General features: G+C 35.5%; 15 protein-coding genes. 6 read left to right on the top strand and 9 right to left on the bottom strand.

The window, feature by feature from the left end; all coding sequences use genetic code 11:
- Position 1: 1 nt before the first annotated feature.
- From K5S59_RS07575 to K5S59_RS07590, 4 genes are all read right to left on the bottom strand, one after another.
- Positions 2-1759, bottom strand: a complete 1758-nt coding sequence (locus tag K5S59_RS07575; protein ID WP_120449716.1) for a putative 2-aminoethylphosphonate ABC transporter permease subunit — start codon at positions 1757-1759, stop codon at positions 2-4.
- Positions 1760-2761, bottom strand: coding sequence for a putative 2-aminoethylphosphonate ABC transporter ATP-binding protein (locus K5S59_RS07580; protein ID WP_000006173.1), 1002 nt, complete (start codon positions 2759-2761; stop codon positions 1760-1762). It abuts the gene before it with no gap.
- A gap of 20 nt (positions 2762-2781) precedes the next feature.
- Positions 2782-3858 (bottom strand): putative 2-aminoethylphosphonate ABC transporter substrate-binding protein, encoded by a 1077-nt coding sequence (locus tag K5S59_RS07585; protein ID WP_073517459.1) that lies wholly within the window; start codon positions 3856-3858, stop codon positions 2782-2784.
- Positions 3859-4086: 228 nt separating this feature from the next.
- The gene (locus K5S59_RS07590) at positions 4087-4239 is read right to left on the bottom strand and encodes a hypothetical protein (RefSeq protein ID WP_000240799.1); all 153 of its coding nucleotides are present in this window, start codon (positions 4237-4239) and stop codon (positions 4087-4089) included.
- A 147-nt stretch (positions 4240-4386) separates the two neighbouring features.
- Here K5S59_RS07590 and K5S59_RS07595 point away from each other — a divergent pair, with 147 nt between their 5' ends.
- Positions 4387-4722 (top strand): DUF3905 domain-containing protein, encoded by a 336-nt coding sequence (locus K5S59_RS07595; RefSeq protein ID WP_002070938.1) that lies wholly within the window; start codon positions 4387-4389, stop codon positions 4720-4722.
- A 38-nt stretch (positions 4723-4760) separates the two neighbouring features.
- Here the strand turns inward: K5S59_RS07595 and K5S59_RS07600 are convergent, their stop codons facing one another.
- The 5 genes from K5S59_RS07600 to phaR all read right to left on the bottom strand — a co-directional run bounded on the left by K5S59_RS07600 (position 4761) and on the right by phaR (position 9969).
- Complete coding sequence (locus K5S59_RS07600; RefSeq protein WP_001204690.1) at positions 4761-6110, bottom strand: TrkH family potassium uptake protein; 1350 nt, start codon at positions 6108-6110, stop codon at positions 4761-4763.
- Positions 6111-6133: 23 nt separating this feature from the next.
- Positions 6134-7327 (bottom strand): NAD(P)/FAD-dependent oxidoreductase, encoded by a 1194-nt coding sequence (locus K5S59_RS07605; protein ID WP_212981777.1) that lies wholly within the window; start codon positions 7325-7327, stop codon positions 6134-6136.
- 94 nt (positions 7328-7421) lie between these two features.
- A complete protein-coding gene (gene phaC, locus K5S59_RS07610; protein WP_000206842.1) occupies positions 7422-8507 on the bottom strand; it encodes a class III poly(R)-hydroxyalkanoic acid synthase subunit PhaC in 1086 nt (361 codons plus the stop codon).
- 83 nt (positions 8508-8590) lie between these two features.
- Complete coding sequence (locus K5S59_RS07615) at positions 8591-9334, bottom strand: acetoacetyl-CoA reductase (RefSeq protein WP_000250414.1); 744 nt, start codon at positions 9332-9334, stop codon at positions 8591-8593.
- A 152-nt stretch (positions 9335-9486) separates the two neighbouring features.
- Entirely contained in the window at positions 9487-9969 is a 483-nt protein-coding gene (phaR, locus tag K5S59_RS07620) for a polyhydroxyalkanoic acid synthase subunit PhaR (RefSeq protein ID WP_000566960.1), read from the bottom strand.
- Between the two features lie 198 nt (positions 9970-10167).
- Here phaR and phaQ point away from each other — a divergent pair, with 198 nt between their 5' ends.
- From phaQ to K5S59_RS07645, 5 genes are all read left to right on the top strand, one after another.
- Entirely contained in the window at positions 10168-10620 is a 453-nt protein-coding gene (phaQ, locus tag K5S59_RS07625) for a poly-beta-hydroxybutyrate-responsive repressor (protein WP_000903018.1), read from the top strand.
- A gap of 42 nt (positions 10621-10662) precedes the next feature.
- Positions 10663-11187 carry a polyhydroxyalkanoic acid inclusion protein PhaP gene (gene phaP / locus K5S59_RS07630; protein WP_000448585.1) on the top strand — a complete coding sequence of 175 codons (525 nt, stop codon included), beginning with the start codon at positions 10663-10665 and terminating at the stop codon, positions 11185-11187.
- 101 nt (positions 11188-11288) lie between these two features.
- Positions 11289-11732 carry a MaoC family dehydratase gene (locus tag K5S59_RS07635; protein ID WP_001067917.1) on the top strand — a complete coding sequence of 148 codons (444 nt, stop codon included), beginning with the start codon at positions 11289-11291 and terminating at the stop codon, positions 11730-11732.
- A gap of 147 nt (positions 11733-11879) precedes the next feature.
- Positions 11880-12065 (top strand): alpha/beta-type small acid-soluble spore protein, encoded by a 186-nt coding sequence (locus K5S59_RS07640; RefSeq protein ID WP_000241212.1) that lies wholly within the window; start codon positions 11880-11882, stop codon positions 12063-12065.
- A 114-nt stretch (positions 12066-12179) separates the two neighbouring features.
- Complete coding sequence (locus tag K5S59_RS07645) at positions 12180-13499, top strand: TrkH family potassium uptake protein (RefSeq protein ID WP_000822324.1); 1320 nt, start codon at positions 12180-12182, stop codon at positions 13497-13499.
- The last annotated feature ends 10 nt before the right edge of the window (positions 13500-13509 follow it).

Here is a 13509-nt window from a genome sequence, read left to right on the forward strand (position 1 = left end):
TTTATCTTTTTTGCCATTGTGAAGTTCGGTTACGAAGTGCTTTCGTTCCCCATTCATATACAACTCTTACTACAATATTTGTAACAACAATAAGTACACTCATTGCAGCTGCTGGTGCTACATTTCCTGCATCATCCATATTTACAATTGATACGGCAGCTAGTTTAAAATCAGCTGCGTATAGGAATACGACTGCCGAAACAGTTACCATTGAATTTACGAAGTAGTACATTACCATTTCTAAAATCGCCGGTAAACACATCGGTACTGTTACTCGAAAGAATGTTTTATAAAACGGAATTCCCATCGACTGTGAAACAAGTTCAAACTCTCGATCTAATTTCTTTAAAGCTGTCGTTGCCGTAACAAATGTTACAGAATAAAAATGAATGATATTGACTAGTACTAGCACAACGATTGTTCCGTATAGAGAATGAAACGGATTCGTTACGGAAAATCCAAAGATTTGTATGGTTGGTTGACTAAAGAAGAAGACATACCCTAATCCAAGTACTAAACCTGGTATCGCTAAAGGGACGATAGAGAAAAAGTAACCTGCTTTTCGGAAAAATTGTAGCTGATCTATTTTCTCAATTGCATAAGCGAACATAAATGTTAAAACAGCCCCAATAACCGCTGTGATTGCTGAAACAATTACGCTATTTTTAAACGCTTCAAGTCCATCTCCTGTTAAACTAGAAAAGTTAAAATGCTCAAATGTAAAGCTCATATTATATGGCCATACTTTCACACTTGCCGCAATACCAACTGCCACAAATAATAGAATGATCATAAGCGTTACTAAACTACAATATACGAATGAAATAACATCTCGTTTCTTATTATTTATTATTCTGTAAGGTACTGATTTGGAAGATAAGAGATTCGCCTGCTTTCTTTGCGTAATGCGATCAATTGCAAATGCAAATATAGCAGGGATTAATAAAATCATTCCGACAGTTGCACCCATCGGCATATTTTGTTGTCCAATTACTTGCTTATATACATCAGTAGCAAGTACATTATATTGTCCACCAACAATTTTTGGTGCCCCAAAATCAGTGAAACTAAGTGTAAACACAACGAACATCGCACTAATTAATCCGTACTTTACACTAGGTAAAGTAACAGTGAAAAATTGCTTTGTTTTACTCGCTCCTAACATATTAGAAGCTTCATATAAACGATAATCAGAGCCTTGAAAAGCAATTAATAATATAAGAAATGCTTGCGGAAATGTATACATGACCTCAGCCATCACAATTCCTACTGGTCCATATAAAGGGATTTGTATCCCTTCAAACAAGCCAAACATTCCTTTCGTTACTAACCCTTGATTACCAAATAAATATGTCAGTGCGATACCGTGCATCATCGTTGGTGCGAATAGTGGTAACAACGCGACATATTGAAATACACGCTTACCAAACACATTCGTACGAGCAATCGCATAAGCGTAAGCGAAAGCGAGTGTCACTGCAATAATTGTTGTCGCGCCCGAAATCCATATCGTATTTTGTAATGATTGAACTAGCGTTGGTGTTGTGAAATATTTACTGAAATTCGCAACACCAATGAAAGCTCCATCTTTATCGTAAAAAGCTTGTGTAAACAATTGTAATAGGGGGAATACAAGCATGATCAAAAAAGCAAGAAGCATACCAATAATTAATAGTCTTTGTATCCACTCTTCTTTACCAATACGTCTCTTAATCTTTTTTTTCGTACTTTCTACCTTGAAATTTTCTAACATCTCCATCTATACAATGACCTTCTTTCCATATGACAACATATGATTTTCTGAGAAAGAGATTTGAATCGGCTTTCCTTTTCTAATAGCGGTTTTTTCAACCTCTGATGCCAATATATCCACTACAATTTTCTCATTATAAAGATGTGTTTTCTCTTCTACGACTCGCACTTCTGTCCGATATACAGATCCACGAAATTCCATACTTTCCACAACCGTTTTAATACCATCATTTTGTACAATTGTTACATGTTCAGGACGAATTGCATGTTCTTCATTATTTTTCGAAAAGAAATTAATAGAACCAATAAAATCTGCCACAAACGGATTGGCTGGTCTTTGATAAATCTCCTCTGGTGTTCCAATCTGCATAATTTCCGCATGATTCATTACAACAATTTTATCAGCCATCGTTAATGCCTCTTCTTGATCATGCGTGACCATAATAGTTGTTACTCCTACTTTTTCTTGCAAATCACGCATTTCTCTACGTAACTTTTCACGTACTTTTGCATCTAAAGCAGATAACGGCTCATCCAGTAACAAAATATCCGGAGATAGAGCGAGCGCACGTGCAAGTGCCACTCGCTGCTGTTGTCCACCAGACATTTGAGCAGGATATTTATCTTTTACATTCAGTAAATCAACTAGTTCTAACGCCTCTAGCGCTTTCTCTTTTACTTCTGCTTTTCCATATTTTTTTGTCTTTAAGCCGTATTCAATATTTTCAAGTGCTGTTAAATTCGGAAATAATGCATACGATTGAAACACCATTCCGAAGTTCCTCTTTCCAGGAGGTAATGCTGTAATATCTCTTCCATCCACAGCTATACTACCTGTTGTTGCCTCTTCTAACCCTGCTAAAATTCGAAGCAATGTCGTTTTCCCACAGCCACTTGGGCCTAATAAACATACAAACTCATTTTTTTTCACAGTAAAAGAAATATCTTTTAACGCTGTAAATGCATCAAACTGTTTTTGAATGTGTTGAATTGATAAATATTCGCTCATTTTTTCTCTCTCCCACTCACTTACTTTTTCGGTTCTGCTTTTTGGCCAAACTCTTTTTCCCATTTTTCTAAAATTTTGTCGCGATTTTCTGCTGCCCACTTAAAGTCATTCTTTTTGTATAACTTTTCTGTTACATCTTTAGGGAATCCATCTGGAAGTTTATAATCATTTTTAATTGTCGCAAATCCATTTTTCTCGAAGTATAACTTCATTACATCATCAGTAATCGCCCAATCTAAAAATGCTTGCGCTAATTTTTCATTTTTTGCATTATCTTTTTTAATAAGTGCGTTCGCTTCTACTTCCCATCCTAATCCTTCTTTCGGCAATACAACTTCAACTGGTGCACCTTTTTGTTTCTCTTTCAAAGCACTATAAACCATTGATACGCCCACTGGATATTCACCTGCGCCTGCTAATTTCGCTGGTTTTGATCCTGAATGAGTATAAGTTGCCATATTATCATGAAGTTTCTTCATGTAATCCCAGCCTTTATCTTCACCCATAATTTGTAACCATGCAGAAACTGTTAAAAACCCTGTCCCAGAAGAAGCCGGATGTGGCATAACAAGCGTTCCTTTATATTCTGGTTTCGTTAAGTCTTCATATGATTCTGGCATCGGTAAATTTTTCTTCTTTAATTCTTCTTTATTTATAGCAATCCCCGTCATAAATGCCGTATTACCTACCCATTTTTCTGGTTGCTTATCATCTTTAAATTGCGTGAGAACACGATCTGCTCCTTTTGGAGAGTATCCTTTTAACATATCTTTTTTATCTAAAGCTAATAGACTAGACGCTGCTGTTCCCCATACAACATCTGCTTGTGTATTTTTTCCTTCAGCTAGCAATTTCGCTGTAATAACTCCAGTTGAATCACGAACAATATTCAGTTTTACATCTGGATACTTCTGTTTAAAAGAATCAAGATAAATTGGTACAAGTTCTTCTTCAATCGCTGTGTAAACTGTTAATGATCCAGATAACTTATCATCTTTCACTTTTGCCCCAGCACTTTCTTCTTTCTTTGCACCACACCCCATTAATAACGAAAATACCATTCCAGTTGCTACAGCTTTAAAGATTGTTTTTTTCACTGTCTCTCTCTCCTTTTACAAATCTTATGTACAATTCAAATATAAACAACTAGTGTAAAAGCAGTATTAAACCAACATTAATCTTTTGTTTGTTGTTTGTTTTTGTGTAATACGTTGCTACTTCTATGTTTTTTCGCATTTTTCTGCTAATAATGAACTCTAAATTTACAAATAATTAAAAAAACCTTTATAATCCCACAAAAAAATGAGGCGTTTGTAAAAAACGCCTCATTTTTGTTTACCTTTTTTTGAATTACGATTTGCATACTTCGCGCTATTTTCTCCTTCATACTCTAATGCAAATTCTGCATCTGGTAAGCTTTCTTTCGGAGTTTTATTATTGTTGATTGCCGCATTTTGTTTTACTTTTCTTTTTACCAATACATTCACCTGCTCTCAAAGATTCACTTTCTACTCTAGTTTGAAGCAAGCTGAAATAATTATTACTGGCAAGTGTTAACAAGTACATAAGAGCCGCTAGATGGAAATACTACCTATGAAGAAAGCATTATAAAAGGAGCGATTATTTTGAAGAAAAAAGATAAAATTCAGTCACCAATTTTAGATGAAACGCTCCCGCATCAAATGAATTTTCCATCTTTTAAAGGAACAGGAAAGAAGATGCAACAACCTTTCATAAATCAATATGACGTCGTAATCGGAGACAGTAAATATGATTCCGAGAATAGTCCACTTCACAATTGGACTGATGAAGTAGACCCTGCCATTATGGCTGGAGAAGAATGGATTCATCCTACAAATGATATTGGGTGGATTTCAGAAGAAAATCAAGAGTTGCTAAAAAAAGAAGTGGATAATAAGAATGACGCTTTTATGCATCCGCAATTTGGCATTAACGACTAAAAAACCATTCTACCTAACATAGGTAGAATGGTTTCATATTATCCAATAATAATTCGCTCTTTCGGGTATTTATAGCGAGGTGGCTGTTCTCTTCCACCACTAGCTAATATGAATGTTAAAATACCGACACGCCCGATAAACATAAGTACAATGAGTACAAGTTTACCAACCGTTGTTAAATCTGGCGTAATACCTGTCGATAGTCCTGTCGTTCCGAAAGCAGAACACACTTCAACAATCAAACTCATAAGCGGTACATTTTCCGTAATAGATAAAATAAAGAGTGCCGTGGCACATAATAAAATCCCCATCGTCATAACGACAGATGCTTTTAGCACGTCTTCTTCATGTAGCTGACGTTTGAAGACTCTGACCGTTCTCCCGCCTCTTGCAAAAGTGTATAACGATAATATACTAACAGCAAATGTTGTTGTACGTATTCCGCCCCCAACCGAACTTGGAGATGCCCCTATAAACATTAATATACTCATAAATAAAAGCGTCGGTTGTGACAATTCACGTATATCCATTGTAGCCAGTCCACCACTTCGCGTCGTCACAGATTGGAATAATGTATAGAAAACTGTTTCATGCCATGACTTTCCTGCTAAAAAATGATTTCGTTCTAGTAAAAAAATCATAATTGTTCCAACGATAACGAGCGCAAAAAATGTTGTTGTCGTCAATTTTGTAAATAACGAAAAACGAAATAGTTGCTGTCTCCTTTTACTAAGGAATTGCTTTACTTCCATTAACACTGGGAAACCGATTGCCCCTAAAATAATAAGTAACATATGAATCATTTGCACAATGTAATCTTTTTTATACGGAATTAGCGATTGTCCTGTTAAATCAAATCCGCCGTTCGTAGTTGCACTAACAGCCGCAAAGAAACCATGAAAATAAGCTTCTTGCCAAGTTGGAAAGTAAAGTAAGAATCTTGTACCTAGTAATATTGCTCCAATAAGTTCTATCGAAATAATTACAATTAAAATAGAACGCATCAATTCTACAAGGCCTGATAAATTCCCTTGATTATGGTCTGCCATAATGAGTCTTCTTCTCTGCAAACCGATCTTTTTCCCCGTTATAATCCAAACGAATGTACCAAGCGCCATAATTCCTAAGCCGCCTAATTGTAAAATAAGGGCTAACATAATAATTCCTGCTGTAGTAAATGTATCTGAAATCGTAACAACAGACAATCCCGTAACACTTACCGCACTAACAGATGTAAAGAGGGCATCGATAAATGTCCATTTCACACCAGCCTTCGTAACAAACGGGAAACTAAGCAATATCACCGATACAACTACTGCTAATAAATAAAACAAAACAATGAGTTGTACAGGACGTAATTTTTGTAAAAACTTTTTTATATCTCTCATTCCATCACTTCGCTACCTTTTTTCTATCGATTAAATAAAGAAAAATCTTCACTTTCTTTATTTGTAAATAACTGCTCAAATAATTTGGCAAATACCATTCCATACACAGTTCCATTACCTCCATATGGTAATGCGTAAAACAAATTATGTATCTTTTTGTCTTCTTTTAAAATAGGGAGACCATCATGACTACCACCAAATGCTGCCGCCCAATAGTACTCTGCCTGTATATTCTTATACTGAGGGAACATCTCTTTTACAATGTTAATAAGGATGTCACGCTTATGCAATAATTTCGTATCACCAATTGTTTGAATTTGCATCGCTTCATCTAATCCGCCTACAATAATGCGATTTTGATATGTTCGAAAATATAGGTAAGGCCGGGCTGTTTCCCAAATTAATGATCGTTCGTGCCAGCCTTCAAATGAATCTACCTTATTTGTCACAACTACATAAGATGTTTCCACTGTTGTATTTTTTTCTTTCTTTCCGAAAAGTGATTCATAACCTGTCGCCATAATAATATTATTTGCTATAATTTGATTTCCTGTTTTCGTGTAACAAATTAAATCATTTTGGCGTTTTTTTATATGTATGGCCTCTGTATGCTCAAGTATAGTAGCTCCCATTTGATTTGCTTTATGCAAAAGGCTATGCGCTAATAAATACGGATTCACCTCGGCATCACCATGCATATATAACGCTGCTTGTTTTGTGAATGAATACTTCTTCTTCATATGTGAATCGGTAAAATATTCAACCGGGAATCCATAATGGCGTAACGTATTATATTCTTCTTGTAAAAACGATACATCCTCATTTCTACTTGCATAATACAAACTACTTCGCGGAATAAACTGGGGATCAATATCGAGAGTCGGTACAACTTGTTCCATTGTTCGTAACGCTTCGTAACAAAGCTTATATGCTCGTACCCCTTTTTTTTCACCAAATGTATGGATCAGTGAGGTTAACGATTTATCATGAAGAAATTGGAGTAAACCTGTATTAGCAGCTGTGCTACCACATGCGATTGCTCGTTTTTCAATGAGCGTAACACGCATTCCAATTTTCGCTAACGAATACGCTATATGAGCACCTGCTTCTCCGCTTCCGACTATAAGCACATCACATATCATATCATTTTCTAATGATGGATAACAAGGTATAGAAACGCCTGTATTCCAAAACAACTTACCAGTCATAAGTTTCATAATTATACTCCTAAAATATAAATTTCTCCTTTCTATGTTTTGTTATTTCCCATAAAAAAATCCAACTAACATACGCTAGTTGGATTTTTTATTTTTAATTAGAGCGCTCCTCCAGCCAATTTCCAACTGTCGGATATGTTTGTTTTACCGCTGTTCCACCGTAAACGATCGACATATGTCCCGTTGGTAAACATACATATTGTTTATCTGTGCTAGAAATATGATCTAGCAACGCTTCTACTTGGCATGGCAGTGCGATATGATCACGTTTCGCAGAAATATTTAAGACATTCGCCTTAATATTTGCAAGGTCTACCTTTTGTCCGCGAATAACGAGTTCACCTTTCACTAATTTATTATTTTGATAAAAATCGCGAATCCATTGTCTATACGATTCACCTGGGAATGGTATACCGTCACCAACCCACTTTTGAACTAATTTCCAGCTTTCGACGAAGCGCTCATTTTCAGAACGATCGAGTAAAGCGACATATGGACCTACAAAGTTTGTGATTGGTTTTAACATCTTATTTCCGAAATCAATCATTTCTGGTGGAATATTTCCGAATGTATCAACCGCTTTATCTAAATTGAAATATTTCTCATCTAATAAAGGACCGTATAATCCTGTTTCAGAGAAATCAAAAGGACTTGTCATAAAGATTAAGTTGCGAATTGGCATGTGTGGATGAAGTGCTGCATAAATAGAAGTTAGCGTTCCACCCATGCAGTAACCAAGTAAAGAAATCTCGTCCGATTTCGCAGTACGCATTACTTTTTTCACTGCTTTTGCAATATAGTCGAACACGAAATCATCAAATTTCAAATGACTATCTTCTAAACCAAATGTGCCCCAATCAAGCATATACACATCAAAACCACGATCTACTAAATATTCCACTAAACTATTTCCTGGAGTTAAATCCATAATATACGGTTTATTAATAAGCGCGTATATTAATAGGATTGGAACTCTCTGTGTTTTTTCTTGTTTTGGAATGTAACGATACAGCTTCGTTTTATTCTTCGTCCAAATAACTTCTTTTGGTGTTAAACCAACTTGTGGTTCTGGTTCGCGTAATAAAACTTCGCTCGCTCTTTTCACACGGCGATATGCTTTACGATATTCTTCTGGGTACAACTCCAATTGCTTTTCCCATTCCGTTACGAATGTAGTCATTTTTCTATCTCCTTTTTGGTCGATTTCTTTCTAAAAAAAAGAAGTGCATTCCTGCTATGGATATGCACTTTTTTCTTACTTCATTACATGTATAATCCGCCGTTAATGTTTAATTGCTGACCTGTGATATACGCACCGTCACGGCATAGGTATACTACACCTTTTGCAATTTCATCAGCTTGACCAAAACGTTTTTTCGGGATTTTCGCAACGATTTTTTGACGTACTTCTTCTGGTACTTCTGCTACCATTTCAGTATCAATAAATCCTGGGCAAATTGCGTTTACAGTTACGTTTGTTTTTGCAAGTTCTAACGCTAATGATTTTGTAAATCCTAACATACCTGCTTTTGCTGCAGAGTAGTTTGTTTGTCCAAATCCACCAGCTTGACCAATAATAGAAGAAATACTAATGATTCTTCCTTCTTCAGCTTCTGTTATGTATGGAAGTACAGCACTAGTCGTATTAAATACGCTGCTTAAGTTCACGTCAATTACGCGCTCCCAATCTTCACGATTTAACTTTTTGAATGTACGATCTCTTGTAATACCAGCATTATTAACAAGAATATCAACTTTACCAAAATGATTCACAGTTTCTTCTACAAGTCGGTTTGCATCTTCTACTTTCGAAACATCCGCTTGAACTGCATAAACGTCATGTCCTTCTTTTCCTAATTCATTTACTAAGTTTTCAGCTGCTTCTTTACTGCTGTTATAGTTAATAACTACTTTTGCTCCCTCTTGTGCTAATGCTACTGTAATTGCTTTTCCAATTCCTTTTGCCCCACCTGTTACGATTGCTACTTTGCCATTTAATTGAACCATTTCTTTTCCCCCTTAAATGAATTTGTGAACGATTGTTATGAATCATTTTGGTACTCATATGAATAGAGTCCATATATTAATTATGTTTCGTTGTTTATACATGAAAAAGAGATTCTCCCTTCCCTTTTACACGTTATAAACAAACGCTATTATCATTTTTTATTTTCTGGCTTATTCGCAGGCTTTACTTCTTCTTTTACAGGTACTTGTAGTTTCGCTAGAACTGCATTTTGCTTTTCTAGCAATTCCAAAATTTGATCAACTTTCGTTTCTAATGTGCGAATATCTTGCTTTACTTTCGTAACATCACGCTTTAATGTAGGGGCTTGTCCTAATGAATCCACTTTCTCTTCTAGAACTTCCTCAATGTTATCAACTTTATTTTCTAAGTTAATAACAAGCGTAGCTACTCTAGCGATATCCTCTTTTGTAGGCACATTCACCTGTTCTAAATAACTTTTTGTTGTATCATTTAACGCTTTTTGATAAAACAAATTCAAGTCTAGAACGCTGCCCATCCAAGCAGAATATTCTTCTGTTTTAATTGTTTCATTGAGCGCTTTTCCCCAAAATGTTTCGGTTTGTTCATAAGCATTTTTCCATGCTTGCAATGGATCGAATTTTTGATCAATCACTTCGCCTACACTCCCTTTTTTGTTTTTGAAACAATTCAACCTATTCACTATTTTCTAATATTCTGAATAAAACTTCAAGTCTATATTTTATTTTTCTTTATTTTCCAATAAATGTGTTGACATTAAAAACAGATAGGTGTAAATTGCACTTATAAGCAAAAAATTCCATCTAACTGATTCATGAGGTGATGCACAATCATGCTACATAATGAACCAGAACACCCAGAAAGTTTGGAAAAAAACCAAGCGAAACAACCAAACTCCATGCCAAAAAACTTCTTAGTTCCTTTCTTACTTCTCTGTCTAAAAGACTGGAGTCTTCATGGTTACAAACTCATTCAAATGCTAATGGACATCGGCTTTTCTTCTGTTGACCAAGGTAATGTGTATAGAACATTGCGCAAGTTAGAAAAAGAAAACCTTATTTCTTCTACTTGGGATACAAGCGAAGGCGGGCCAGCGAAACGAATTTATTCTTTAACAGAATATGGAGAGCAATATTTAACAACATGTGCGACTTCTTTTGAACATTATCAAAATATGTTGCGGACGTTTTTTACGTTATACACCAATGCATTCTTTCCATTTTCTACTTCTCCAGAAAAGGATGAAAAGGATTCTTCATCTTCACCTGGTGGTACAGCAGAGTAATCTGCGTTCACAATATGCAAAAAAACATTTGGAGGTCAAACAATGGAAACTAAGCCATACGAATTAGTCGATGCATTTTGGAAAAACTGGTCTCAATCTCTTTCCCTCTTCTCTTCAGCTGGGAAACAATTAGAGCAACTTACTTTAGAAACTTTAAAACAACAACAAGACGCTTTGCATAAATTAACATCAGGAGTAGATGAACTAGAAAAAGAACTACAACAATTCACTGCTCAGTTCAATAACCAATATACAGATTACGTGAAGCAATTAACTGGAAACTCCTTAAATGATCAAATTAACGAGTGGCAAGGCAAATGGAATGAACTTTCTACTCAAATGCACCAACTTACTGTTTCTCCTACGAAAACATCTTTGTCTATTCTTACTCAAACTAGCGGTCAATTTGAAGAAACAACAAAACAATTTATCGAACAACAACAAGTACAACGTGAAGAGGTTCAAAAACAGTTAGAAGTTTTTTTGGGAGAGTTCAAGTCCAAACAACTAGAACTCGCAAAGCAGTTCGAGGAAAACTCAAAAAATTTATTTACTTCCATCAAGTAAGGAAAATGTGGGAGCTAACTGCAGCACAAACAAAACTCTTTCTTCCTCCTACTACATCAAGATGGCTGGCATTTTTCGATATGGAAAAGAAGGAGGCCCAAATGAATCCATTTCAAGAAGCACAAACTGTTCCGGAGCTTCGTTATGATGAGATTCAAGTCGGTGATCAAGCATCCCTTACAAAAACGATTACAGATGAAGACGTTATCAATTTTGCAAAATTAACTGGAGATGTGAACCCTATTCATATTTTAGATTCTTTTGCAAAAACGACAATGTTTAAAGAACGTATTGCTCATGGCATGCTCGTTTCCAGTTTCATTTCGACGATCCTTGGAACGAAACTCCCTGGCAAAAACACGATTTATTTATCTCAAAACGTTTCATTCCGTGCTCCTGTCAAAATTGGCGATACACTTCGCGTTGTGGCAGAAGTCATCAAAAAACGTGACGATAAAAAAATCATTACGTTGCAAACAAACATATATAATCAATCAGGTGATATTGTCGTGGAAGGTACAGCGACAATACTGAAAAAAGAGTAGCAAATTTGCTACTCTTTTTTCTATCCAATAACTTCTAATCACACCGATTACTTCCGCGTATGAGTACGTCGTTTCCACATAAAATAATGTTACCAGTTCAGATAAGTACTTAGCTGAACTGGACTACTCATAAGGATGTGTATCAACATGGTAAAAACAAACAAATTACTAGTTCCAGGTGCAGAACAAGCACTTGAACAATTTAAATATGAAATTGCACAAGAATTCGGTGTTAGCTTAGGTTCTAATACAGCATCTCGTTCTAACGGTTCAGTTGGCGGTGAAGTAACAAAACGACTTGTTGCTTTAGCTCAACAACAATTACGTGGATAATACTATAACATATGGCTTAGAGGCAGGTATTCTCTGCCTCTTTCTATTTTTAACATACATAATCGTGTTTTTTCACATACTAGTAAGAGCAAACTGAAAGGAACGATATGTGACATGAAACGGATTAACATTCGCATGAGTCCTCCCCGTGTTCTTACTTTTTCTTTTATTATGTTATCAATTATCGGTACATGCTTATTAAAGCTACCAATTGCTACAACAACGTCTATTTCATGGCTCGATGCTTTATTTACAACTGTTTCTGCTTGTACAGTTACAGGGCTTGGTGTTGTGGACACGGGGAAAGTATTTACCTTATTTGGCCAATGTGTCATTTTAACTCTTATACAAGTGGGCGGACTTGGAATTATGAGTTTTGCCGTTTTAATTGCGATTATGCTTGGCAGAAAAATTGGTCTTCAAAACCGAATTTTACTGCAACAAGCGTTAAATCAAACGAACATTGGTGGCGTCATTCGTCTTGCCAAAGCATTATTTTTATTCTCTTTTACAGTCGAATGTATCGCTACTTTGATTCTTTCTTTTGAATGGGTACCAAAATACGGTATTGCTAAAGGGATCTATTATAGCTTTTTTCATTCAATCTCTGCTTTTAACAATGCTGGTTTTTCTGTGTGGAGCGATAATTTAATGTCCCATTCTCATAGCATTCTGGTCAATCTCGTTATTTCTTCCCTCATTATTTTAGGGGGGATTGGTTTTACAGTAATTATAGATATAAAAAGAAAGAAAAATTTTAAAAACCTTACATTACACTCAAAACTTATGCTCTCTTCTACTCTAATCGTCAATATTATTGCGACTATTTTTATTTTCATATTCGAGTTCCACAATTCTCTTTCTATGAGAGGATTTACCCCATTTGAAGAAGGAATGGCCGCTTATTTCCAAGCGGTTTCAACGCGTACCGCCGGGTTTAATACCGTTGATATTTCTGCATTATCAAAACCTTCTCTACTATTAATGATGCTCCTTATGTTTATTGGCGCTGGTAGTGCTTCAACCGGTGGTGGAATTAAGTTAACAACCTTTTTAATCATGTTTTTTGGGGTATTTAAATTTTTACAAGAGCAAGATGATATTGTCGTGTTTAAAAAATCTATTAAAGATACCCTCATTGTCAAATCATTGACCATCACTATTATTTCCATTTCATTTATCTTTTTTGCTATTTTAATTTTAAGCATTACTGAGCAAGTTCCTCTATTGATGAGTGCTTTCGAAGTATTTTCAGCATTCGGGACTGTCGGTCTTAGTATGAATTTCACACCACACTTAACTATGATTGGAAAAGCTATTATTATCTTTATGATGTTTTTCGGGAAGATGGGACCTTTAACATTGGCTTTTTCATTTGCACGTAAAAAGAACCGAAAAATAAAATATCCGAATGAAGATATTTTAACAGGTTGACAACCGTATA

Origin of the sequence: Bacillus sp. BML-BC051 (assembly GCF_019656175.1) — a bacterium.
GTDB lineage: Bacteria > Bacillota > Bacilli > Bacillales > Bacillaceae_G > Bacillus_A > Bacillus_A mobilis.